Raw genomic sequence first — 23,846 nt, 5'->3', positions numbered from 1 at the left:
TTATATATCTACATAGCTAGATATTGAGAAATTTCGATATCTAATCTTCTAAAAATAGACAAGATTAAAATGGGCGGCGTTATCCACCCAGTCTGTTTTGATTCTGCTTGTTAGAGTGAGTTAGATAACTCTTTTAAAAACTTCTCGATGTATTCGTCATTACGCTTGTAGTACGTCCACGAGCCAATGCGTTTTGAAGTAACCAGCTTTGCACGTTGCAAGTTAGAAAGATAAGACGAGACGGTCGATTGGGATAAGCCACTTTTCTCTTGAATAATGCTGACACATACCCCTTCAACGTCGGTATCAACGAGTTGTTTCTCTAGGTTAAAGTGCTCATGCGGTGACTTTAGCCAGTGTAGAATATCCCTTCGTACTGGGTTGTTGATTGACTTTAAAACTTCATTCATATCTGACATGGCGTTTGGCTGCTGTTTTCGACTAACGTGAAATATACTCTTTAAAGTAAGATATCGCAATATCTCGATATCCTGCTTTCTCTACATTGAGGTAAGAATGGCATTCATGTTTATCGTCGGCGTGTTGATTTACATAGTTAAGCTCTAGGCTCTCGTTCTATGCTTTAAGAACCAAGAACCAAGAACCAAGAACCAAGAACTAAAGCGCTTGTCCGTTAACCGACAATTTCACATCAATGTTGCCACGAACTGCATTTGAATATGGGCAGACTTGGTGAGCCGTTTTCACAAGCGTAACAGCTTGTTCCTGATCTAAATCGAGTTCAACGGCTAGTGAAACGGTTAAAGCAAAGCCACCATTCTCATTTGGACCAATGCCTACCGTTGCGGTTGTTGGCGCTGATGCGATCTTAATCTTCATTTCTTTCGCTACATGAAGTAACGCGTTTGAGAAGCACGCAGAGTAGCCCGCAGCAAATAGCTGTTCTGGGTTGGTCGCTTCACCTGAACCGCCCATCTCTTTAGGGTAGCTCAATGCCACTGCGAGTAGATTGTCATCCGTTGATACTTGGCCATTACGACCTGCCGTTGCTGTTGCAGAAGTTGTGTAGAGTGTTGTCATTGTTTTAGTCCTTAGTTGAATTGTGCAAAATTAAATTGCGCACAATTTGATTTTAAAGCTAGCTTAATTGATAAAACTTGAGCGCGCAAGTATATTGTGCACAATTTAATTTATTGGTGAGGTGATCATGAGCGACCAAGATGACTATCTAAAGCTGGATAATCAGGTGTGTTTTGCGTTGTATAGTGCGTCGAATGCAATGAGTAGGGCGTATCAACCTTTACTGAAAGCGCTTGATCTTACTTACTTGCAGTACATTGTGATGATGGTGCTTTGGGAAGAAAAAGAGATAAATGTCAAAGCGCTAGGCGCAAAAACGCATTTAGATTCTGGTACCTTGACGCCACTACTCAAGCGTTTGGAAGCGAAAGGTTATGTGCTTAGAACTCGCAGTATTGAAGATGAGCGAGTTCGAGTTATCACGTTGACACTTGCAGGGGTAGAGCTCAAAGAGCAAGCGCAGACCGTTCCGGTTGAAATGCTGTGTCTTTCTAAGATGAATGAAGATGAGCTTAAATCGCTAAAAGCCCAGTGTGAGCAATTGCTTGGTAATTTGACTTTTTAATACTGATCTTTTGTTGAGTGAGTACGTAAGATATCGTCTAGGTAAATTATAACTCTTTTCAATTTACGCTTTTAGTTCGTATTTAGTATTCAATTCAATTTAATTTGAATACTAAATCTATAACTATTCTTAATATGCTGAAAGTAATGATGTTTATTCGTTTAGATGTCTTGAAAATAATGGTCTAGAGTTTTTAGGTTCCCATACTTTTTGTACATAAAACAAGCCACACATAAAATTTAGGATTAAAATGTCATTTGAACGAACATTAACTTTTAAGCAAAAAACTTACGTAATTGCCGGACCTTTATCAATTTTGACCTTTGTTTACTTCATGCAATATGGATTTGCAATGGGAGATTTCATTGTTGCGGTATCTTTGATGATTGCGGTGGTTTCTTTTAATTCCCCAAAGTTCTCCTCGATGTTGCCGTACGTAATGTATGGTTTTGTGGCTTTACATATTCATCAAGCTTACGGCGATGTGATGCTGCATTTTGAAGTGTTTATTCTGCTTGGTCTTATGAGTTTATATAACAATTGGGTTATGGTGCTACATACTTATATTGCTGCTGCTATTCACCATGTAGCGTTTTATTTCATTCAAGTATCAGGACTTCCAATATACGCCTACCCTCCTGGCACCGGTTTCTCAATGGTTGTCGAACACTGCTTGTATGCTACGTTCCAAGCTAGTGTTTCTATCTATGGTTCACTAACTCAAGCGCAAAGTGTGCGTAAAATGGAATATGTAACAGCATCTGTAGAGAAGTTGGTGCAAGAAGATAAGTTAGATTTAAATATTGAACTCAAGACTGGTGACGATTTTTATTCTCGCTTCAACAGCTTTATAACCCAACTTCAGGATATGGTTAAAGTTCAGAATCACGTGATTGATGGGCTAAAAAATGTTGCGCAGAACCTTTTAAAAAATACTTCAGACGTCAATAAAGAAATTTCACACAATGCCACTAATGCAGAAGTTGCTACCCATGCAATAGAAGAACTTAGTCATTCCTTTGAGCGTATGTCAGCCATAGCTCAACATTGTAATGAAAGTACTCAAGTTGCGAATAAGCTAAGCTTTAGTGCTGTCGAAAAATCTGCCAATTGTCAAACGACTCTTGAATCATTAAAAATTACGGTAGGTAAAACAAAAGAAAATGTAATGGACGTGACTAGAGATACAAAAAACATTCACCAAATCTTAGAAACAATCACTGGTATTTCCGACCAAACTAACTTGTTAGCACTTAACGCCTCGATAGAAGCTGCGCGAGCAGGAGAGTCTGGTCGTGGTTTTGCGGTTGTGGCTGATGAAGTCCGTCAGTTGGCCATACGTACCAATACTAGCGTGGAACAGATTAATAAATCGCTTTCAGAATTGGATAGGCACATTAATCAGTCGACTCAAAACATCTCAAATGTTTTGCAATACTCGGATGAAGTGTTTGGTTCGGTAAGTAATATTATGGACATTACCCGGACAATCTCGACTACGGTTTCTGATGTGAATGACCAAATGTCATTGGTAACAAACTCAGTTGATGAACAATCCGTGGCATTGAACCAGATAACGAAAACGATGTCCGGTGTTAGTTCTCTTTCTAGTGCTATTACCGAACAATCAGACAATCAAAACCATTCTGTGATTGAACTTTCAGAATCTATTGAAGAGCTTAATCAAGCTAGCAAGCGTTTCGTAATCTAACGTGTTTAAAAATATTATCGTCTTCATTATTGTTATCGGAGTTGGGTATTGGACATCATATATTTTCAACTTTGATAAAAAAATGGAGTTTTCGGATACTCCTTTGGATGCTCAACTACATGAATGTCGCCTGGAAGGCGATTATTGTTTAAGCGAGGAATATGAGCTTCAGTTGATCGATGGAAGTTTTGCAGCCTTGCAAAGAACGGTTTTTACCTTGAACTATCGAGGAAGTCCTGTAACTGGAAAGATCCTTGTAACTTCTGATGATAATCAGTTTGGTACTTTGATAGGTCAAGCCATGGTTAACCAAGTCGATAGAAAGCAAGTGTTAATTCCTTTTTGTGGGAATCCTGTTATGAATATTATGGTGATTGATGCACTGACAAATTCTGGAATTATTATTACGTCTAGGGGAATTCATACTGAAAACTTCAGTAAAAGGGGGCTCGTCAGCATCGAGTAGAGTTGACGAACTTTTTGGTACCGACTGCCGTTTAAATGGCAGTTGGTAGGGCATCCGCTTGGGAGCTAACTCATGAACCAAGATATAAGCGGTCAGCATACATACCAGCAGCGGTAAAGAGTGCATTGATAAAGTGTTTACCTTTGCTGTCCAGAGTTAGGGGACAAATACTAATGATTTTTACCAGTTTGAAGGTGAAAATGTCTAACCTTGTGATGAGATTAAATGTGATTAGATCACCTGAGGGCTTGTGCCGTTAATATTGGAGCGTTGATTTAAGTAATAATTCAGACTTAGAACAAAACCCATCAGGTGTTACCTGGTTGGTTTTTCATTTTAAATCATGCAGTTAGAGTTAGAACTGTTCAAATGAATATAGTTATTCCATAATTGTTGATTCGATAAATTCAGCATATTTGAACGAATGTTCAAAATAAAGCTTGAACGATCGTTCTTGTTTGTTCTATATTGTTTTCACGCCAACGGAGAACAGTCTCATATCACTCCGATTGTGAACCAAATTAAGATAAAGAATCGAAAGGAATAGAACATGAGCAACTTTAAAATTCATTCAGTAGAATCAGCACCAGAACAAAGCAAACCTATTCTTGAGGGTGCAGTAAAACAAATGGGCCGAGTTCCTGGTCTTTTTGGTGTGATGGCTGAATCACCAAATACTCTGAAAGCTTACACACAGCTTCATCAAGCATTTAATGAGTCATCTTTTGATGCCGATGAGCTGACAGTGGTATGGCAAACTATCAACGTTGAACATGAGTGTCACTACTGCGTTCCTGCACATACGGGTATCGCACATTCAATGAATGTAGACCCAGCGATTACCGAAGCACTGCGTAACCGTGCTGCACTGCCAACTGAAAAACTTCAAGCACTGCATGATTTCACGCTAAGTATGGTACGTAATCGTGGCAATGTGCCAGAAAGTGAAATGGCAGCTTTTTTCGCTGCGGGTTACGGTCAACAACAAGTGCTAGAAGTGATTCTTGGCTTGTCGCAGAAAGTGATCAGTAACTACGTAAACCACGTTGCTCAAACACCAGTAGACAAAGTATTTGAACAGTTTGCTTGGGAAGGTTAATCGCTTAAATATCAACTTGCTTAGAGAGTAGGTTGCTTGAAGGCTACGCTAATTAGCCTTTGGCTATGGATATAGTGAAAGCCCCGCTTGGTTGAGTGGGGCTTTTTTGTTGGTGTCAGTTCTAATTGAGGAAAGTGAACGGTTAATGTGTATGTTTAGCGATGATCATAGCCAGTGTCACTATCCCTTCTTTCCAATCTTTGTTCTCTTCAATGTTCGCGACCGTGAAGCGCAAACAGTGTTTGTATTGGTCGTGTGTGCCAAAGACAGTACCAGGTAAAATACCTAATTTATGTTTTAAGCAATCTTGATAGACGGAATAACTGTCGACCGATTCCGGTAGTGTTATCCAGTTTAAAAATGAGCCTTCAGGTTTTGATAGGTGGTAACGCCCGACAAGGTGAGGGTAGCTATCTAATGCATGGATTAATAGGCTTTGGAACTGCTTTTGATTGGTTTGATAGAGTCGTTTCATTTTAGAAAGATGACTGCGGTATTTGCCTGTAGTGAGAAACTGACCTACTGCGGATTGCATCAGGTTTGAGCTCCCCATGTTGTCACAAAGGAGATATTTTTCGACTTGAGCTTGGTAACGCCCCGAGAGCAACCAACCTATACGTAGGCGTGAGTCTAAGGTTTTAGAGAGCGAATTTACGTAGATAACTCGATCTTGGTCATCAAGCTCTTTTAGGCTGGCAATAGGTGCATCAAACGCCAGGCTACCAAACACATCATCCTCGATAATCGGCAAAGTTCCGGTTATCTCCAACAGCGTTTTTCGATTAGATAATGGCATCCGTGAGCCCGTTGGATTGGTAAAGTTTGGTGTTAGCACTAGCGTTTTTACATCCCATTTATCCAGTGCACTTTGTAGAGAAGGGATGTCGATTCCGTGGCTAACACTGCTTGGTATTTCAAGGGCTTTTAAACCTAGCGACTCGAGCAACAACAAATTGCCGAAGTAACACGGTGACTCTACCGCCACGATGTCGCCCGGTTTGGTGAGCGCGCGTAAAGCCAAACTGATCGCCTGTTGTGCGCCATGCGTAATCGCAATCTCTTTCGATCCCGCAGGTACGCCTAGATCGTGGGTGATCTTTAACAATTGTTTTACTAATTGCTCGTCACCAGGAGGCAATTGGTAGTAACCGGGTAACTGAGTTTGCAATCGGCTGTGGCGACCGATCTCAGCGTACAAGCTTCGTATTGCGGGGTTATTGATGTTGGGATGGGCAGAGCCAGCTAGAAGCTTTAAACGACCTTTGGGACGAGAGAGAACTGATTTAGTGACAGATAAGAGGTCAACTTTTTGAGGTTGGCTTGGTGCATCCCAGCTGGTGGTATTGGGCGCTTTCACACGATAGCCTGATTTAGGTACTGAATAAACCCAGCCTGTCGCTTCCAGTTCTTGGTAGGCGCGAATCACGGTATTTTTACTCACACCAAGCTGCTCGCTTAATTGACGAATTGAGGGAAGGCGATCGTCTGGTTGAAAGAGTCCTTTATCGATCTGAGCCTTAATATGTTGTTCGGTAGCAAGGTATTTATTGCCGCTGAGTTCTGCTTCCACGTTTTTCTCCCTCGTTGCCCACTCTCAATCTGTAACCATTTAAAGTGTTATATCTGTATCTTTATTAGTTATCTGTACCCAACTAAGGTAACAGCATTGATGAAGAGTTGACCAGAGGTTTGTAATGCTGATTAAAATGATTCCGTTTGTGTTTGTAATATTGTGGTCGTCAGGCTTTGTCGGTGCACGTCTTGGTGTGGAATACGCGGAACCCGCAACATTACTTTCACTGAGGATGGTAGCCAACGTGGTGCTGTTCTTGGTTTTGATTGCAATCCTTAAGCGTCGTATCCCTCTTGGTCGCGCATTCTTCCATGCTTGTGTGGTCGGCATCTTGATTCATGGTTTCTACCTTGGTGGCACCTATCTGGCGATTGATATGGGTATGCCTGCCGGGTTGAGTTCTCTACTTGTTGGCTTACAACCGATTCTTACCGCATTGATTATGATCAGCTGTAGTTCGCAGCGTTTTAATTTCGCACAATGGCTAGGATTAGCCCTCGGTTTTGCGGGTATTAGTTTGGTGTTGATGGGCAATATTGAATGGCAATCTGATGACCAAAAGGGCATGGCGACGTTGTTGTGTTTGGTTTCGCTGGTGGGTATCACGGTCGGTACATTGTACCAAAAGCGTTTCTGCAAAGGGACAGACATGGTCGGTGGTGCGATGGTGCAATATCTTGCTGCGGCTTCGATATTTTTACCTTTCGCCGTGCGTTACGAAACCATGCATGTGAATTGGACTATTGAATTTACACTAACGTTAGCTTGGTTAGTGATTGTCTTATCGTGCATTGCTATTCTGTTGTTGTTGTACATGGTGGAGCATGGGGCTTCATCGAGTGTAGCATCGGTGTTTTATTTAGTACCACCAACGACGGCAATTCAAGCTTGGCTTATTTTTGGAGAGTCGTTTGATATCTACGGCGCAATGGGATTCGCGTTGTCAGCGACAGCGGTATATTTGGTCGTGAAAAAGCCAGAGTTACTAAAAGTTCGTAGGCAAGCAGCACTTGATCGATAGATATAAAAAGAGCCTGAATCTTCAGGCTCTTTCCGTTTTAATCATTGGTTAGCGTCTATTGATTAGCGCTGCATCAAGCAAGCGTAAGCCGTTGTAAACGGTGCTTCTTGGTATTGCTTAAGGCCAGTCTCTTTGAACTTCATCATAAGAGGGTTGCGCTTTAGGCTCTCTTTGATGTCAGCAGGTGATACAACCGTTACGTCTAGGCCGTCGATCAGTTGAATTGCTGCTTCTAGTTTGAAGCCAAAGCCACCGCCAGCAAATTTGCCTTTTGTTTGGCGTTGACGAATTACAACTTTATCTACTTGGTAATCTTCCATCAACTTTGCAAAAGAGAATTGAAAGTCTTTCATATTCTGCGTGTCGTTTGCGTCGCTAATCGCAACTTTAGAAACTCGGCAATCAGGGATATTAAATACACCATCTGACAGAGAAAGAAGACAGATGACAGCATCGTTACCTTTGATTTCAACACCACAAATTTTCATGTTCATACCTATTTACTTTTGAGCCGTACATTATGGTGCTATTTCTATGACTTCTCCAGTATTTGAGCATGTCTGTGGTAAATAAGTGCAAAAATGTCTTTGGCTCTACTTTTTAATGTTGACCTTTGGTTGAATAATAGACAGTCGATTTAAGGGTAACGTTTGCTATGCGACTAGGTTCACAAACTTTTAGCTAGCTTTTAAATTGATACTGTATATTATGCGCGCGTCCCTATTTATTGTGTGGTTATAAGCCCCCTTATGAGTATCAACAACCTTTCAATTAAGAGTAAAATTGCGATCCCATTAATGGTTATCGTGATCGTTTTTTCTACTGTTACTGTGCTTAATGTTCTTAAATCTAACGCTCAAGCTGCAATCAACCATGAGTTGAATAATGTGGTTCAGCCAGTGTTAGATAATTTGGAAGATGGCTATCGTGATATTTACCAAGTTATCGCTTCTGCTCAAGGTCTATTATTAGCAAAAGACCAAGCGGCGATTGAGTACCAAAATTTTGAATTTAAAGACAATGCTTACAAAGCGGTGCCTCGTTTTCAAAGTGTCAAAACCTTATATCAAGCAGGGGTGTTGGATCCATCTTCTCGTGGTGAATTATCAAAGCTTGTTAACGCGATGAGCAAGTGGGTGGCATTGCACGAACCTATGTTTGCCGACCCTGAGAATGCATACCAATACAACATTGATTACTCTCCTGCGTTAGATGCTGAGTTTGCGATTATTCGAGATCAACTTCGTGACATCAGAACCTTGATCGAATTGAAGCAGAAAGAACTTCGTCAACAAGCCGATGAATCTATTGAATCAAGCAAGGTGATCATTGAAGTCGGCATGGGTGTGGCGATCCTGGCTGCTGCTTTCGCGTTATGGTTGTCGAATCGCTTTATCGTTAAACCGATTCAAAATGTTGAAAAAGCGATGGTTGAAATTGCTTCTGGCGATGGTGATCTTTCTCAACGTATGAGCGTTGAGGGGAGTGATGAAATTGCTCGACTTAGCTCTGCTTTCAACCAGTTTGTTGGCAAGATTCATGTGACCATCGAACAGGTTATTACCACTTCTAACGCTGTACGTTCTGAGATGGAAAACATCAAATCACTGACTCAAGGTGTGGCTCAGTTTTCTTCTAATCAACAGAAAGAGAGTGAAGTAGTTGCTGCTGCAGTTCATGAGATGCAAGCAACCAGCGTTGCCGTAAGTGGTAATGCGTTAGAAGCGGCTTCTGCAAGCAATACGGCAAATAGAGAAGTGGAATCTGCAGATAAAACTTTAGGCTTAACGGTGAGTTCGATTGAGCGCTTGGCGCATGATATCGAAAACGCGAGTGGTGTTGTTCATGAACTAGACAGTGATGTTAAGAACATTGCTTCTATTCTTGGTGTAATTAGAGGCATTGCTGAACAAACTAACCTACTTGCATTGAACGCTGCGATTGAAGCGGCACGTGCTGGTGAACAAGGTCGTGGTTTCGCTGTTGTTGCTGATGAAGTTAGAGCCTTGGCAAGTAAAACTCAAGACAGTACGGGTGAAATTCAGTCGATGATTGAACGCTTAGAAGTTGGCGCTAAACAAGCGGTGAGCGTGATGAACGAAAGTAAAGTTAGTGGCGAGAAAACCATTGTTCAAGCGAGTACAGCTGCGTCGTCATTGAGTGAAATTCGTAACTCTATCGGTATGATGAATGAGATGAACACGCAAATCGCAACTGCGGCTTCTCAGCAATCTCAAGTATCGGAAGAAGTGAACCAGAACGTTCAACGTATAGCTGAAAGCACTATGCAAATGGTGGAAATGGCGAACAGTGCAGAAAACGCATGTATGGCTTTGGCGGAGCAATGTGAAGCGCTAGATGGTTTGGTTTCTCAATTCGAAGTCTAAGAGATGCTGTTCAAGAGAGTTACTGGCTAGACGGTCAATCTATAGTGAGTAGCGACAACTAAAAAGATTTATCGAAAATGAATTATTAAAAAATAGCCAAAATGAACACTAAAAAGCCCGCACTCTATGAGTGCGGGCTTTATTTTTATATACGAGGTTTTATTTTAGGCACGCAGGTGCTTTGCCGATCTAGTCAGTATTAGCTGCTACGACCGTCTTTATATGTGTAACGGTAGTCAACTTTTACGTTAGCTTGATAATGGGTGTCGCCGCTCATGTTGGTGATTTTTTTCACTTCCATATTCGCATCATCAATCTTGAATGAATTGTACTTAGTTGTTTGTTGGAACTGTGGCAGTTCTCTAGAAAGCTCAAAAGATGTCTTTGTGCTTAGCTCATCCATAAGGTTGGTTCCTGCATCGTATGCTTCCGCTTCAGTAACAAAAGTATCAGATTTTAGCGTTGTTTCTTGAATCGTTGTTTTAGTTGCTGCAAACGCTGTCGTGCTGAGTACAAGAGTTGATGCAAGTATGATTAATTTTTTCATATGAGTACCTTACTTTGTTCTTTGTTGAAGTACCTGTGTTGCGGTACAGAACCAACATATCAATGAAATGGTAAGACTAGTGTCAGAAGAAATACTAAATTTGTTAGTGTTCAGTGAGAAATATTTAGAAATGTCAGGGCTTGGTTGAGATCGTTTTGAACGATTGCAGATAGCGAAGGTTTATGTACAGAGCATATCAAGCAAGTGACACTGATTTATAACTTCAATACACTGTATGGGTAACCGTTGTTTAGCATAAGGTAAAGGCATGGCTAATTGGGAAGGGGTAAGTGAGTTTGTTGCAGTAGCAGAGCGTGAAAGCTTTACTGGTGCAGCGCAGAAGCTTGCTACATCAGTGGCTCAAATCAGCCGTAGAGTGGCAAACCTCGAAGAACGTTTGGCAGTAAAACTGCTTAATCGAACGACACGTAAGGTTTCCCTAACAGAGGCTGGGCAACTCTATTATCAACAATGTAAGTTGTTGGTCGAAGGTTTAGAAATTGCTGAACTTGCGGTCACGCAGATGCAGTCGACACCTAAAGGGTTGCTTAAAGTGACCGCGCCTGTGACTTATGGTGAGCGCCAACTCGCGCCTCTGTTACATCAATTTTTAAAGCTTCATCCACAGGTAGAACTTGAATTGATGCTGACTAATCAAAAACTTGATCTTATCGATTCTGGTGTTGATGTAGCGATTCGTCTTGGTCGCTTAGAAGATTCAAGCCTGGTGGCAAAGAAGCTCTCTCAACGCCAACTCTATGTATGTGCCAGCCCAGAGTACATTGAACGGTATGGTGAGCCACATACGCTCTCTGAATTGAACAATCATCAATGTTTAGTCGGTGGTTTCGAACATTGGCGTTTTAAAGAAAATGGCCGACCTTGTTCGGTTCGTGTTAATGGGCGCATTAAGTGCAATAGTGGTTTAGCCTTGTTAGATGCAGCCAAGCAGAGCATTGGCTTGGTACAGTTGCCTGAATACTACGTAAGTGAAGATCTAGAATCAGGAGGGTTGGTTGAAGTACTGTCTGACTATCGAGACGATAAAGAGGGGATCTGGGCGCTTTATCCGCAAAATCGCAACCTATCTTCTAAGGTTCGATTGTTAGTAGACTTTCTTTCTGAACAATTGGATTAGTTTATGATCTAAAGCTACCACCGATAAAAAAAACGGGCTTCAGATTAGAGATTCTGAAGCCCGTTTTTATTTAGTGTGAAAAGTCTTAACGTTAAGTTGCGTTTACTTGCTATTTAATAGACCGTAAATGTCCTAGACCGTGAAGCGATCCACCAAGTGGTAAAGCTCATTCGCGCGGCTGTTTAGGTTTTGGCTACCAGTGCGGTTCTGATTCGCCAGCGATGCTGATTGCGAGCTTTGATCTGAGATTACGACGATACGTTGTGAGATCTCTTGGCCTACAATGTTTTGTTGTTCCGTCGCGGTGGCAATCAGTGAATTCATATCCATGATGGTATCAATCGACGCCTGAATTTTCGCCAGTGCTGCAGCAGCGGCATTCGCTTCTTCCACGGTTTGAGCACTTCGATTTTGGCTCGAATCCATGGCTTTTACGGCAGCATCTGAAGCGGCTTTTAGCTGTTGAATCATCTTGTGAATGTCACCTGTACTTTCTTGGGTTCGACTTGCCAACTTACGAACCTCGTCAGCTACCACCGCAAATCCACGTCCTTGTTCACCGGCACGTGCGGCCTCAATTGCAGCATTCAATGCTAATAAGTTAGTTTGTTCCGCAATGTCTTGAATGACTGTCAATGAAGACGAAATGTTTTGTACATCACCCTCTAGTCTTGATACCACAGTGTTCGCTTCTGATACTTCGCTGGCAAGGCCTGCAACCGAGTTTGCAGCCGCATTGACAATCTGTTGAGCTTCTTTAGCGTTGTTTTCTGCTTGTTTCGCGGAATCCGCAGCTTGACTCGCATTACTCGAGATCTCTTGTGCGGTAGTCGTCATCTCGGTCATTGCCGTCGCGACTTGTTCAGTTTCTTCACGTTGGCCACTGGCAATCTCATCAACCTGTGCGGCACGAGAAGACATACTGCTGGTTTCAGCGACAACTTGCTGGCCAACATCACTTACGCTGCGAATGATGGTTTGTAGGCTAGCAACGAAGGCATTGAAATTTTCGCTAAGCTTGGTGAATTCTGGGGCTTTGAATGCTTCCATTCGGGCCGTGAGATCGGCTTCGCCACTGGCAAAAGCACTAATTGAGCGGTCAAACTGCTCAAGTGGCTGCATGATAGTGCGATTCACCGCGACAGCAAATATCGCGACAATAAGGGCAATAAAGCCACAGAAAATCGCGATAGCCGTTAATGAGCTTTGTAGCGCGGCATTTGAGCTTTCTTTCATTTCGGCAATAACAGCGTCGATGTCATCAGTGTAGAAGCCAGTACCCAACATCAAATCCCACTGCGGCACAAATACTGAGTAGCTGAGTTTAGGTAGCGCGACAGATTGGCCCGGCTTCGGGAAATAGTAAGTCGTGAATTCCCCTAATTTAGCATTCTTGATCAGGTCGCGGATTAAGTAGTTGCCTTGCTTGTCTTGAAGGTCATAGTAGTTTTTACCGATGCCATCGTTACTTTGACCAACCACAACTCGGACACCTTTCGAGTCATAACCAAAAATATAACCAGATTCGCCATATTCTAATGTTCTCAATGTTGGTAAAGCTTCTTCTAGCGTTGCGCCCCTGTCCAAAAATGGACTGATCGCAGAGTAGGCCATTTGCAGGTACGCTTTGAGTTCTTTTTCTTTCATCGCCATCATATTGCTACGCGTCGATTCTACTTGTTGTGCGGTTAGCTCGGTGCTCTTCATATAAGTCACGCTCATCATACCAATCGCCATGAGTAACAAAGGTATGAAAGAGAGAATATAGAGGCGGTTTTTGATGGTTAGGGTCATGTCACGGTTCCTGTGCGATTGTCCAATGCAGTTTTCAACAGATTATTAATGTGATTTAAAAATGTAAATGAACTTGTTGTTTAATTGTTATCCCAAATAGCATTTGTTTGGTAAATATGAAGGTGGTTCTGTTTTCTTGCTCACAGGCCTATGTAATCAAGGGCAGTGCACGTCGTTATTTGGTGCGTTTATGTGCTTTTGCATTCGACATTGCTTTGTTAGAATGCGACGCTTTGTAGCACCCTGCTATGTCTATTCGTTAAGTGAGAAGATTCATGAACAAAAGCCATGTGACTATTGGTTTAACTAACCCAAAGAGTCCTACGAATGTTGGCGCTGTTATGCGTGCGGCTGGTTGTTATCAAGTCGACGAAGTTAAATATACAGGGCAACGCTACGAAAAAGCCGCTAAATTCCATACCGACACTAAAAGCGCAGCGCGTACGATCCCGCTTACTGGTGTTGAGTCATTTTTAGACGACCTTGAGCCTGAAACACAAATTGTGTGTGTGGAACTTGCTGAGGGTGCAACACCACTTCCGCGTTTTAAACACCCAGAAAACGCTATCTATATTTTTGGCCCTGAAGACGGTTCTATTTCTCAAGATGTTGCCGATAGAGCGGATCACGTTGTGTATGTGCCAACGGTTGGTTGCATGAATTTAGCGGCAACCGTGAATGTTTTGCTTTATGACCGCCTTGCTAAGTCAGATGAAATAGATGAGAGCAACGATCTCATTAAGAGAAGCCGTGATAATCGCAATCACTTATTGGTTAAAGAAAAGTAACTCTCTGCTTCTAGTGTTATCTATCCCGTCCGCAATCGGATATTATCTTGAGTTCATCATCAGATAATTGAAGGGTTAGATAACACCATGGAAGATAAGCAATTACTTGCCGCACTGCAACAACATCCTGTCCTCGATTTATATCAGTTATTCCAAGAAGTCGGTCAAAACCAATCTCTATATGCTTTGTTAGAGCGATTATCTTCCCTTAAAGAACAGCATCAACTAAGTACTCGTCTTAGCCCTTTCAAGCCTCACATCGAAGGGTTACTTGCTCAGTTTGATAGTACTACACCAGATAGTGAAATCCTCGAATCGATTGCACTTCAATCTGAGATTCAACAGCGAGGCCACAGCATGAGCCGTTACATAATGACATCAGATAATCATCGCCATTTTTCTCCGAATGCAGACTTAGTCATGTTTGGTGATTCGATTACTGAATGGGCACCGTGGGCGGATATTTTCCGTGATGTATCAATGGTCAACCGTGGCCTTGCAGGCGATACCACAACCGGTATGTTGCGCCGTATTGATACCACGTTGAATGTGAAGCCAAAGCTGGTGTGTTTTATGGCGGGAATTAACGATCTTGCACAAGGTTACAGCGTTGAGCATATCTATCAGAACTATGTTGATATGCTTAAGGTATGGCAAGAAAACGATATTCGAATCTTGGTGCAATCAACGCTTTATGTAGGATCTAAACTGCAAGGGTTGAATCCTCAAGTTTCAGAACTCATCAAAAGACTACAGGCTTATTGCGAACAACATGATATCGAGTTTTTGGATGTAAACCGTGTGCTAGCACCGAATAAATTACTATCCAATGAATACAGTTGTGATGATTTGCATTTGAATGCTAAGGCTTATCAAGTTTGGGCTGAGATACTTCAACCTAAGATAAAAGAGTTATTAAAATAAACTCACGCAAATAGCAGAATGGATAAATGGATAAATGGATAAATGGATAAATGGATAAATAGCTAGCTAATTAAACAGATAGACAACTTAGCCAATACTAGAAAGCCAAGCCTAAACTGGTTTCGTGAACCATAAGGACATCAATTTGAACCTAAGACAGTTGGAAGTCTTTTACGCCATTATGCAGACTGGAACCGTATCTGGAGCCGCGCGCAGTTTGCATGTGTCTCAGCCTAACGTGACCCGTATTCTGGCGCACACCGAGCAACAACTCGGGTTTGGTTTATTCGAACGTGTTAAAGGGCGACTAGTGCCAACGGTAGAGGCAAAAACCTTGTTGCCCGAAGCTGAAAAAGTGTATCAGCAACTGGGTCAGTTTCGATCTTTGACCAACAAAGTGAAGCAAGGCCATCAGCATTTACGTATTGGTGCGCCGCCGATTTTAGCGACTAAATTACTGACTCCGGTAATCGCCCAAATGTCTCGCGAGCAAAATGGCAGTAAGCAAGATCTCTCTTTTGAGTTGCTGACAGCAAACCGTGATGAACTGTGCGCTGGGCTATTAAAGCATGAGCTTGATATTGCTATTGCGTTTGGGGACGAAGCACCGCCTACCATATTAAATGAAACGCTCTTAACCGAATCCCTCAAGGTTTTGGCTCCTTCTAATACGGTTGATCATTTGCCCTTGGAATTAACCCTCGATGATCTGATCAATTATCCTTTGCCAATCATCGGGCTCGATAGCCGTGACCCATTAGGGCTGCTGTTGCATCAAAGCCTTGTGGCGCGAGATGAGCATTATCATTATCCAATATCTGTGCGTGGATATAGCGCGGCTGCTGAACTAGTTAAATACCAAGCCGGGTTTGCGATTGTGGATCCGTGGACGGCAGAGCAGTATCAACATGACGACTCGGTTTGTGTGTTGTCACTACAGCCGGACATACAATTCTCGGTATCGACTCTCTGTGCAGAACATACGCCACAATCTATTGCGACTAAGCAGTTCATTTCCGCACTGCAGGGGGGCTTGTTAGTTAAAAGTTGTTCGTAAAAAGCTGTTATCTAAGAACTGTTCGCTGAGAGCAGTTAGCCGATAGCCGATAGCCGATAGCGTTTAGCTTTGCCTATAATTCCCCCAAGTTTATAACCAAATCTTTCACCCATAACAGCATGTTATAGGCACGCGATAAATAGGTATTCGGCAGCTTCTAAGCTCTTAATTAAAGTAAACCCATACAAGGATTTATTAATTAGGAAAGCTCATGTTTATCGCTCAACCTTATCTTCTTTTTCTTGGGGATGTTACTGACCCGCTCGCCGCAAAAACAGCCCGTGGTATCCACCAATGGCGACCAGAAATCTGCTTAGGCCAACTGCGTTTAACGGGCGATACCGTTTCACTGGGCTTAATGGACATGACCTTGCAAGAGGCGCAAGCGCAGGGGGCGAAAACGCTAGTGATTGGCACCGCAAATCCGGGGGGCGTCATTCCTGATTCTTGGCAGTCAATCCTTTTGGCTGCTGCAGAAATGGGATTTGAGATTGCATCTGGCATGCATCAACGATTGGGTGAATTTTCACCGCTTGCTGACATGGAGCTAAAAGGATTGACTAAGCTTCATGATGTACGCCATTTTGACGGTGTTCTTAATGTTGGTAACGGTAAACCTCGTCAAGGTAAGCGCTTGCTTACTGTCGGAACAGATTGCTCAGTAGGCAAAATGTTCTCGGCATTAGCGATTGAAAAATCGCTTAAACAAGCGGGAACATCCGCTCAGTTTAAAGCGACAGGACAGACAGGTATTTTGATTGAAGGCTGCGGAATTTCGATTGACGCTGTGGTTGCGGATTTTATTTCGGGTGCGGTTGAAGCGATTAGCCCCGATTTTACCGACCACGAGTGGGACATCATTGAAGGGCAGGGTTCTTTGTTCAACCCTTCGTTTGCAGGCGTGAGTTTGGGGTTATTACATGGCGCACAAGCCGATGCTTTGGTGTTGTGCCATGAAGTCGGGCGACCACATATTCGTAACCTTCCTTATGCTCAATTGCCAAGCATAGAACAGACGATTGAAGCCAACTTACAAGCGGCACGACTGACGAATCCAGATGTGAAATTGGTTGGCATCTGCTTGAACACGTCGGCAATTAGCAATGAAGACGCTGAGACATTATGCCAAGAATGGACCACACTCTATCAAGTGCCCGTGACGGACCCTGTTCGTTTTGGTGTACAACACATTACTGATCATTTGCGACATTCACTTTAACGACTTCATCATTTCTACGTTTCCATTTGTTAAAGCGAACATCAACCGAGTGAAATTATGAAGATTACAGCAGAACCCATTACTATCGCGATGCAAACGGCTTTTCGCATCTCTCGTGGCAGCCGAACTGAGTGTCACGTTGTTCGTGTTTACATTGAACATGATGACAAACAAGCTCAGGGAGAGTGCACACCTTACCCAAGGTATGGCGAGTCATCAGAGTCTGTATTGGCGCAAATCCAACAAGCGTCTAGCGCACTTGAAGCAATGTTTGAACGAGGCATTACCGATCCCGCAGAGCTAAGAGATCATCTCCAGTCTTTATTGACTGGAGGTGCTGCGCGTAATGCGGTTGATTGTGCGCTTTGGGAGCTGGAAGCCAAACAACATAACCAGTTATTTCCGAATAGCCTGTTTGAGTTGCCAACTCAAATCGTGACTGCAATGACTGTCTCAATTAGCACTCCAGAAGCGATGGCGACTCAGACTCGAGACTATGTCGCGAACGGTGCGAAACTTCTGAAAGTGAAGCTTGACGGCGAGCAAGTCGTCGAGCGCGTTCGTGCTGTGCGAGAAGCTGCACCTGATGTTCAGATTGTACTGGATGCGAATGAAGCGTGGACAGGGTTGAACCTCGAAGAACTATTTAATCAACTGATTGAATTTGATATTGCGATGATCGAACAGCCTTTACCGCAGCAACAAGATGCGTCATTGGCACATATAGAGCACCCAATTCCACTGTGTGCCGATGAAAGTTGCCATACCACTTCACAGCTTTCATCTTTGTTGGGTAAGTATGAAATGGTCAACATTAAGCTCGATAAAACGGGTGGTTTGACAGAGGCATTGGCGCTTGCAGAGGAAGCTCAAAAGCTCGGATTCACTTTGATGTCGGGTTGTATGCTTGGCACGTCGTTGGCGATGCGTGCAGCGCTTCCGATTGCGGTTCAATCTGAGATTGTCGATCTGGATGGCCCTGTATTACTGGGGCAAGATGTTTCACCAGCCCTGACATATAGAGATGGGATGATCATTCTCTAAGTTTGTTTGTTCCTATTTATTGAGAGCAACGTTATGAATAAAAATCGCATAGGTGAGAGCTTGTGCGATTTTTTGTTTTTGTGGGGTAGGAGAGTTAGAGTGCTAATTGATTAATAGTATTAGAGTTTTTAAGCGCTTGAGTGTGACTTGTTCGTTATTCAAGCTTTTCTATTGTTGGCTTTCTTATTGATAGAGTAATCACGTTTCTGTCGGTGGGGTCACTTTTCATTATCGCAAAACAGACAAACCAAGCTTTATAAAATAATTGTTATGATATCTTATGTGAAATGTTAATGATTACTCTTCGTTTAATAGTTCTACTAAAGCTATCTGATGTGAGGTTGAATAAGGTGTAAGCCTTAACTATCTGAATCATTGACCAATTTCTATTGATTTTTGATGAGAAGAGGGTGGAGCTAGTGAGTCGTCATGTCTCCAAGGTTACAGAAAATAAGGACAGCTTTGAGCGCCCGTTTTCGATTAAAATCCCACACCGCAAGTGGTTTGGTTGGAAAGGTATTGAGCTTCGCTTAGTGCTGGCATTAGCCATGTTATCAATGACTACCATCTTTCTTTCCGTCGTTTCCAGTTTCACTTTTGACGATTTAAACCAGCGTTTAGTTGAGTTGAAAGAGAGTGAAATCCCAGCCTTAGATAATGCTGCACGCCTTAATGATATGGTAAGAGTGATTATTACAACCTCATCCCAACTCAGTGGTGCGGAATCTAATTTAGAGCGTAAACAGGCAATGCTAAAAATTGAAGGTGCTATTTCAGAAATGAATAGCGTCATGATTCAGTTCCCGGATTATCACTCCTATTTCAAAGATCTTATCGCCCAAGTTAATAATAGTCTAAGCCTGTTGTATCAAAGTGAGATTGAGTCAGAACAGCTCAATCAGGAACTTCGCAATTTGCTTGAGGGCTTTTACCCTCTGTTACAACAAGCCAGTGATGAGCTCGACCGCTTACCTGAGTCAGCTAAAGAGCAAATTCAATACACCCAGTTAAAGTCTTTGCTTTATTACCAATTAGGCTTGGTCGAAAAGCTCTATAACGACTCCAGTTTTAATGAACTAGACTACACTAGCTACCGATTAGAGCAGATTGGTGAAGAGTGGTGGAAACTTTGGGTAAGTGGGGACCTGAGAAGTGATTTCCCAAAATTAGATCATCAATTGACCGTTATTTATGACCTTGCTTCCAGTGACAGTAGCTTATATGAACTCAAGAACAAAGCGCTCGATCATCTCTATCAAGAACAGTACTTCCTCCAAAACAGTCGTGAGCACCTGAATCAGCTTACCGTACAGATTGAAAGGAACACCAGCAAAGTGAATGGCAATATTGACGAATCCATTCAACAAGCGCAGCAGTCTTTGCAATCCAACCAACGTCTCTCTCTTTTTCTTTCTTTGTTTAGCGTATTGGCTGCCGCTGCCATTTCATGGTTTTACGTGCGAAAGAGTATTTTAGAAAGGCTGTTACAGTTGAAAGACAACATGTTTGCCATATCTACAGGACATTTAGATACCGAAGTCTCGATTCGTGGAAAAGACGAAGTGACGCAAATGGCCAAGTATCTCAAGGTGTTCCAAACCACTGCCAAAGTTGTAAAACAAACCAACCGTAAACTAGAGGCTGAGGTTGAAGAACGAACTATAGCTGAAGCAAAACTGCGAGTGACTCAAGACGAGTTAATCCAAGCCGGAAAGTTGGCTGCTCTGGGGCAGTTAAGTGTCGGGATTACGCATGAGATCAATCAACCTCTGACGGCGGTGAATAGCCACGTTCGAAGTGCTCAGCTTTGGTTAGGAAAGCAAAGGCCTGATAGGGCAGAAGATAACTTGAAAAAGATCGAGGTCTTGTTAGAAAAAGTGGCTGCGATCACCCGCCATTTGAAGGCTTTCTCGCGTAAGAGCGATGGCAAGATCGATAATGTTGAATTGGAAAATGTGATTGGTGATGCGATTGATCTTTTTGAAACCAGGCAGAGTGCAGTGTCGATTCAGTATTCACCACAAAACAACCTATTTGTGCGAGCCAACAGCATCCGCTTAGAGCAGGTATTGGTTAATTTGATCAGCAATGCTTTGGATGCCGTCGAACATAAAGATCAACCTCAACTCAGAATATCTACACAAGAACTCACACACACAATTCAGATTTCAGTTAATGACAACGGATCAGGCATCTCTGAAGAGGATATACCGCATTTGTTCGACCCCTTTTATAGCCAAAAAACAACAGGCAAAGGGCTTGGGCTCGGCCTGTCTATCGCCTACAACATAATAAAAGACTTTGGTGGTTCGATTCATGTTGAATCAGTGGAATACCAAGGCACAACATTTATCGTCACTTTACCAAAAGGCACAAGATCATGATTTCAGACAAACACATAGTTCTTATCGACGATGAAATCGATGTCGTTGAAGCCGTGAGCGAAATGTTAGAGCTGGAAGGTTTTCGCGTCACCACTTTTACCGACCCCAACCTTGGCCTTAAGTCACTCAAGGCGAACAGCCATTCAGTGGTGTTGTGTGACGTACGTATGCCGAAAGTGGATGGCTTGACGTTATTAAGTTCAATTCAACACCGAGCGGCTGATGTTCCTGTGTTGTTGATGAGTGGCCACGGTGATATTCCGATGGCAATAGAAGCGATGAAGTTAGGTGCTTTCGATTTTTTAGAAAAACCACTAAATGCTAGTGAGCTAGTGGAAAAACTCGATCTCGCGTTGGCACAATGTCAGCACAACAGTCCGAAAATATCCGGTGACGATCAGGAAACAGACTTACCGATTGAGTCGGTGGTCATTGGCCAGTCAAAAGCGATGGAAACCATACGTAACCAAGTGCTTGCCTTATCGCATACCGGTGTCGATACCATTATTAATGGTGAAACCGGAACGGGTAAAGAGGTGATTGCTCGTGCTCTACATCAATTTAGCCGTCGTAAGGCTAGACCGTTTGTTGCGATTAATTGCGGGGGTATGACAGAAAGCATTATTGAGAGTGAGTTGTTTGGCCACGAAGCCGGTTCATTTACCAGTGCTAACAAAAAGCGTATTGGTAAAATAGAGCAAGCCAATGGCGGTACTCTGTTTCTCGATGAAATAGAAAGTATGCCGATTGCGGTGCAGATTAAATTGCTTCGTGTGATTCAAGAGCGAATGATAGAACGCGTTGGTGGCAATGAATTGATCCCTGTCGATATCGTGGTGGTCGCTGCCAGTAAAGCTGATCTGGCAAGTTTAAGTGAAACAGGTGAGTTTAGAGCGGATCTCTTTTATCGCCTTAATATTGCAAGCTTAAACCTCCCTGCGTTACGCCATAGAAAAGAAGATATTCAGGTGCTGTTTCGCCACTTTGTGATTCAGGCAAGCCAAAAATACAAGACGCGCCCTTCAACGATTTATCCGGAGCAGATACAGCAGCTATGTCGACACGAATGGCCTGGAAACGTGCGCGAATTACGTAATGTGGCCGACCGTTTTGTTTTGGGTATTGTAGGCGACGGTTTTGACCTGCAATCGCCGATTTGTGAAGCGCCTGGAGAAGATTTTGCGTTTGAAAAGCAGATGGAACAGTACGAAAGAAACGTGCTGACCGAAGCCCTTATTGAAAGCGCAGGCAATATCAGTGAGGTTTCAAATAAGCTGAACCTACCGCGCAAAACTCTTTATCGAAAAATGAAAAAACATCAACTGGATAAAGAAAGTTTCAAGGCTTAACCCGTTCAGTTGATTGTTAAATGGAAAACCAAAGTCAAAAGGAAATGCACGAGACAACAATGACCCATTTGGTTTTTAGTCGCATGGTTAACCGTTTCAAGTGGTTGTAATAAAAGAGCTTTAACATTTGGCACAAAGCGTGCAACCCCTACATTGTGGCGTCAGCCCACATGAGGTCATTTCAGAGAAAACCTAAATGATCGAATCAAGGAAATTAGAAAAATAATTGCTTGTTGCAAGGAGATACAAACATGAAGCAAATACTGAAGGGTTCTATTGTTCTGATGCTAGGCGTTAGCTCAATGACGGCATGGGCCTCTACTGAGCCTGCAAACTTAGGACCTCGTCCCCTCTTTTTAGTCAACAATATGGATGAGAGCCCTTTGAAAACCAAGCTACTGAGTTGTAGCGAAGGACCTTTTCATCGTAGCGATTTTTCTATTGGGCACCGTGGTGCTGCGATGCAGTTTCCGGAGCACACCAAGGAATCCTACTTAGCCGCGATTCAAATGGGCGCGGGCGTCGTTGAATGTGATGTTACTTTTACTAAAGATAAGGCGCTGGTATGTCGTCATTCCCAAAGTGATCTGCACACCACAACCGATGTTTTAGCGCACCCAGATCTCGCTAATAAGTGTTCAGTGCCATTTACACCTGCTAACCCAGCGACAGGCGAAGATGCTCAAGTTGAGTGTCGTACGTCTGATTTCACGCTGGCTGAGTTTAAGACGTTAAAAGGCAAAATGGATGGGGCGAACCCAAAAGCCACCACGGTGGAAGAGTACATGAACGGCACTCCTGGTTGGAGAACTGATCTTTACAGCCAAAGTGGGACATTGATGACACACGCAGAAAGTGCAGCACTGTTTAAAAAGCATGGAGTGAAGGTCACTCCTGAATTGAAATCAGCAGCGGTTGACATGCCTTTCAATGACTTTAGCCAAGAGATGTATGCGCAGAAGTTGGTGGATGAACTAAAAGAGGCGGGCTTCGAGCCCTCTGAGACCTACCTACAGTCATTCAACTTGGATGATGTGAAGTATTGGATCAAAGAAGCACCGAAGTTTGGCAAACAAGCGGTTTATCTTGATGACCGTGTTTACGAAAAAGCGGACTTTGTCGCGTCTGTTGAGAACATGAAAGAACTGCGCGATGCAGGTGTGAATATCATCGCACCACCTCTGTTCGCTCTGGTTGATTTAGATGAAAACAACGAATTGGTTGCGTCCAACTACGCCAAGCTCGCTAAAGGTGCAGACCTCGACATTATCGCGTGGACACTTGAGCGCTCTGGCCCATTAGCGCAAGGCGGTGGTTGGTATTACAAGAGTGTAAAAGACGGCATCAATAATGATGGCGATATGATGAAAATGCTCGATGTGCTGGCGCAAGACGTCGGTGTAATGGGCGTATTCAGCGATTGGCCAGCAACCGTAACTTACTACGCGAACTGTATGGACAGCGACGCTTAGGCGGTGACAGGCCAACGATTTCGACTGTTGATGGTTAATCGCTTAGCCCAATAATAAGAGAAAAAGCCGTGAACCAAAGAGCCTTCGGGCTCTTTTTTTTCACTAAAACTGTTGGGACAAAAATGACCCAAATTATGAATTTTTAGTTGGACATTAATGACTCAAAATATATTGTCTAGCTTGGGGTTTATTATAACTTATTGAAATTTAATAAATAAAAAATTGGCACAAAGGCTGCAGTGGTCAACGTGACTTTCAACAATAAGT

The 23,846-nt window shown here is 42.9% G+C and carries 21 protein-coding genes; 15 read left to right on the top strand and 6 right to left on the bottom strand.

All coding sequences use genetic code 11. The annotated features are described in order from the left end of the window. Positions 1-110: 110 nt before the first annotated feature. On the bottom strand, positions 111-419 hold the full coding sequence (locus L8S15_RS13285; RefSeq protein ID WP_010432957.1) for a helix-turn-helix transcriptional regulator: 309 nt from the start codon (positions 417-419) through the stop codon (positions 111-113). Positions 420-618: 199 nt separating this feature from the next. Continuing rightward, on the bottom strand, positions 619-1,041 hold the full coding sequence (locus L8S15_RS13280; RefSeq protein ID WP_280573506.1) for an organic hydroperoxide resistance protein: 423 nt from the start codon (positions 1,039-1,041) through the stop codon (positions 619-621). A gap of 127 nt (positions 1,042-1,168) precedes the next feature. Here L8S15_RS13280 and L8S15_RS13275 point away from each other — a divergent pair, with 127 nt between their 5' ends. The 4 genes from L8S15_RS13275 (at position 1,169) to L8S15_RS13260 (ending at position 4,882) form a co-directional block, all read left to right on the top strand. Next, entirely contained in the window at positions 1,169-1,606 is a 438-nt protein-coding gene (locus tag L8S15_RS13275; RefSeq protein ID WP_016797727.1) for a MarR family transcriptional regulator, read from the top strand. 250 nt (positions 1,607-1,856) lie between these two features. After that, positions 1,857-3,317 (top strand): methyl-accepting chemotaxis protein, encoded by a 1,461-nt coding sequence (locus L8S15_RS13270; RefSeq protein ID WP_102270028.1) that lies wholly within the window; start codon positions 1,857-1,859, stop codon positions 3,315-3,317. A 1-nt stretch (position 3,318) separates the two neighbouring features. Beyond that, positions 3,319-3,783 (top strand): hypothetical protein, encoded by a 465-nt coding sequence (locus tag L8S15_RS13265; RefSeq protein ID WP_280573503.1) that lies wholly within the window; start codon positions 3,319-3,321, stop codon positions 3,781-3,783. A 550-nt stretch (positions 3,784-4,333) separates the two neighbouring features. Continuing rightward, complete coding sequence (locus L8S15_RS13260) at positions 4,334-4,882, top strand: carboxymuconolactone decarboxylase family protein (protein WP_010432969.1); 549 nt, start codon at positions 4,334-4,336, stop codon at positions 4,880-4,882. 142 nt (positions 4,883-5,024) lie between these two features. Here L8S15_RS13260 and L8S15_RS13255 read toward each other — a convergent pair whose 3' ends face one another. Then, positions 5,025-6,452, bottom strand: a complete 1,428-nt coding sequence (locus L8S15_RS13255) for a PLP-dependent aminotransferase family protein (RefSeq protein WP_010432972.1) — start codon at positions 6,450-6,452, stop codon at positions 5,025-5,027. Between the two features lie 124 nt (positions 6,453-6,576). Between L8S15_RS13255 and L8S15_RS13250 the strand changes: the two genes are divergently transcribed. Next, positions 6,577-7,476, top strand: coding sequence for a DMT family transporter (locus L8S15_RS13250; protein WP_016785555.1), 900 nt, complete (start codon positions 6,577-6,579; stop codon positions 7,474-7,476). 62 nt (positions 7,477-7,538) lie between these two features. On the opposite strand, the gene L8S15_RS13245 is transcribed toward L8S15_RS13250, so the two are convergent. Beyond that, positions 7,539-7,964, bottom strand: a complete 426-nt coding sequence (locus tag L8S15_RS13245; protein WP_010432976.1) for a DUF3010 family protein — start codon at positions 7,962-7,964, stop codon at positions 7,539-7,541. A 261-nt stretch (positions 7,965-8,225) separates the two neighbouring features. Between L8S15_RS13245 and L8S15_RS13240 the strand changes: the two genes are divergently transcribed. Beyond that, positions 8,226-9,863: a methyl-accepting chemotaxis protein gene (locus tag L8S15_RS13240; protein ID WP_280573497.1), complete on the top strand. Its 1,638-nt coding sequence runs from the start codon at positions 8,226-8,228 to the stop codon at positions 9,861-9,863. A gap of 199 nt (positions 9,864-10,062) precedes the next feature. Here the strand turns inward: L8S15_RS13240 and L8S15_RS13235 are convergent, their stop codons facing one another. Further along, on the bottom strand, positions 10,063-10,410 hold the full coding sequence (locus L8S15_RS13235) for a DUF3316 domain-containing protein (RefSeq protein ID WP_010432981.1): 348 nt from the start codon (positions 10,408-10,410) through the stop codon (positions 10,063-10,065). A 268-nt stretch (positions 10,411-10,678) separates the two neighbouring features. On the opposite strand from L8S15_RS13235, the gene L8S15_RS13230 reads away from it, so the two are divergent. Beyond that, the gene (locus tag L8S15_RS13230; RefSeq protein WP_102363388.1) at positions 10,679-11,548 is read left to right on the top strand and encodes a LysR family transcriptional regulator; all 870 of its coding nucleotides are present in this window, start codon (positions 10,679-10,681) and stop codon (positions 11,546-11,548) included. 132 nt (positions 11,549-11,680) lie between these two features. On the opposite strand, the gene L8S15_RS13225 is transcribed toward L8S15_RS13230, so the two are convergent. After that, the gene (locus L8S15_RS13225; RefSeq protein ID WP_010432986.1) at positions 11,681-13,342 is read right to left on the bottom strand and encodes a methyl-accepting chemotaxis protein; all 1,662 of its coding nucleotides are present in this window, start codon (positions 13,340-13,342) and stop codon (positions 11,681-11,683) included. A gap of 275 nt (positions 13,343-13,617) precedes the next feature. Between L8S15_RS13225 and L8S15_RS13220 the strand changes: the two genes are divergently transcribed. From L8S15_RS13220 to L8S15_RS13185, 8 genes are all read left to right on the top strand, one after another. After that, positions 13,618-14,130 (top strand): RNA methyltransferase, encoded by a 513-nt coding sequence (locus L8S15_RS13220; RefSeq protein ID WP_010432989.1) that lies wholly within the window; start codon positions 13,618-13,620, stop codon positions 14,128-14,130. 87 nt (positions 14,131-14,217) lie between these two features. Then, positions 14,218-15,054: an SGNH/GDSL hydrolase family protein gene (locus L8S15_RS13215; protein ID WP_010432992.1), complete on the top strand. Its 837-nt coding sequence runs from the start codon at positions 14,218-14,220 to the stop codon at positions 15,052-15,054. A gap of 145 nt (positions 15,055-15,199) precedes the next feature. Continuing rightward, the gene (locus L8S15_RS13210) at positions 15,200-16,111 is read left to right on the top strand and encodes a LysR family transcriptional regulator (RefSeq protein ID WP_032544989.1); all 912 of its coding nucleotides are present in this window, start codon (positions 15,200-15,202) and stop codon (positions 16,109-16,111) included. 211 nt (positions 16,112-16,322) lie between these two features. Then, positions 16,323-17,330 carry an N-acetyltransferase DgcN gene (dgcN, locus tag L8S15_RS13205; protein ID WP_280573486.1) on the top strand — a complete coding sequence of 336 codons (1,008 nt, stop codon included), beginning with the start codon at positions 16,323-16,325 and terminating at the stop codon, positions 17,328-17,330. A 57-nt stretch (positions 17,331-17,387) separates the two neighbouring features. Next, the gene (dgcA, locus tag L8S15_RS13200) at positions 17,388-18,374 is read left to right on the top strand and encodes an N-acetyl-D-Glu racemase DgcA (protein WP_102363387.1); all 987 of its coding nucleotides are present in this window, start codon (positions 17,388-17,390) and stop codon (positions 18,372-18,374) included. 410 nt (positions 18,375-18,784) lie between these two features. Then, on the top strand, positions 18,785-20,758 hold the full coding sequence (locus L8S15_RS13195) for an ATP-binding protein (protein WP_102337033.1): 1,974 nt from the start codon (positions 18,785-18,787) through the stop codon (positions 20,756-20,758). Beyond that, a complete protein-coding gene (locus L8S15_RS13190; protein ID WP_010433009.1) occupies positions 20,755-22,107 on the top strand; it encodes a sigma-54 dependent transcriptional regulator in 1,353 nt (450 codons plus the stop codon). The genes L8S15_RS13195 and L8S15_RS13190 overlap by 4 nt, the downstream gene beginning before the upstream one ends. A 251-nt stretch (positions 22,108-22,358) precedes the next feature. Further along, on the top strand, positions 22,359-23,579 hold the full coding sequence (locus tag L8S15_RS13185; RefSeq protein WP_102360736.1) for a glycerophosphodiester phosphodiesterase family protein: 1,221 nt from the start codon (positions 22,359-22,361) through the stop codon (positions 23,577-23,579). Positions 23,580-23,846: the final 267 nt, after the last annotated feature.

Origin of the sequence: Vibrio sp. S/42/10, assembly GCF_029890535.1 — a bacterium.
Taxonomy (GTDB): Bacteria; Pseudomonadota; Gammaproteobacteria; order Enterobacterales; family Vibrionaceae; genus Vibrio; species Vibrio cyclitrophicus.
The sequence above is the reverse complement of the archived record's forward strand: the minus strand, read 5'-3'. Positions and strand labels throughout refer to the sequence as shown.

Bases quoted from the DNA above. Each gene is read 5' to 3' on its own strand.
- L8S15_RS13280 (WP_280573506.1), bottom strand. From the start codon at position 1,041: ATGACAACACTCTACACAACTTCTGCAACAGCAACGGCAGGTCGTAAT.
- L8S15_RS13230 (WP_102363388.1), top strand. From the start codon at position 10,679: ATGGCTAATTGGGAAGGGGTAAGTGAGTTTGTTGCAGTAGCAGAGCGT.
- L8S15_RS13285 (WP_010432957.1), bottom strand. From the start codon at position 419: ATGTCAGATATGAATGAAGTTTTAAAGTCAATCAACAACCCAGTACGA.
- L8S15_RS13235 (WP_010432981.1), bottom strand. From the start codon at position 10,410: ATGAAAAAATTAATCATACTTGCATCAACTCTTGTACTCAGCACGACA.
- L8S15_RS13275 (WP_016797727.1), top strand. From the start codon at position 1,169: ATGAGCGACCAAGATGACTATCTAAAGCTGGATAATCAGGTGTGTTTT.
- L8S15_RS13240 (WP_280573497.1), top strand. From the start codon at position 8,226: ATGAGTATCAACAACCTTTCAATTAAGAGTAAAATTGCGATCCCATTA.
- L8S15_RS13215 (WP_010432992.1), top strand. From the start codon at position 14,218: ATGGAAGATAAGCAATTACTTGCCGCACTGCAACAACATCCTGTCCTC.
- L8S15_RS13225 (WP_010432986.1), bottom strand. From the start codon at position 13,342: ATGACCCTAACCATCAAAAACCGCCTCTATATTCTCTCTTTCATACCT.
- dgcN (WP_280573486.1), top strand. From the start codon at position 16,323: ATGTTTATCGCTCAACCTTATCTTCTTTTTCTTGGGGATGTTACTGAC.
- L8S15_RS13245 (WP_010432976.1), bottom strand. From the start codon at position 7,964: ATGAAAATTTGTGGTGTTGAAATCAAAGGTAACGATGCTGTCATCTGT.
- L8S15_RS13260 (WP_010432969.1), top strand. From the start codon at position 4,334: ATGAGCAACTTTAAAATTCATTCAGTAGAATCAGCACCAGAACAAAGC.
- L8S15_RS13270 (WP_102270028.1), top strand. From the start codon at position 1,857: ATGTCATTTGAACGAACATTAACTTTTAAGCAAAAAACTTACGTAATT.
- L8S15_RS13220 (WP_010432989.1), top strand. From the start codon at position 13,618: ATGAACAAAAGCCATGTGACTATTGGTTTAACTAACCCAAAGAGTCCT.
- dgcA (WP_102363387.1), top strand. From the start codon at position 17,388: ATGAAGATTACAGCAGAACCCATTACTATCGCGATGCAAACGGCTTTT.
- L8S15_RS13250 (WP_016785555.1), top strand. From the start codon at position 6,577: ATGCTGATTAAAATGATTCCGTTTGTGTTTGTAATATTGTGGTCGTCA.
- L8S15_RS13190 (WP_010433009.1), top strand. From the start codon at position 20,755: ATGATTTCAGACAAACACATAGTTCTTATCGACGATGAAATCGATGTC.
- L8S15_RS13185 (WP_102360736.1), top strand. From the start codon at position 22,359: ATGAAGCAAATACTGAAGGGTTCTATTGTTCTGATGCTAGGCGTTAGC.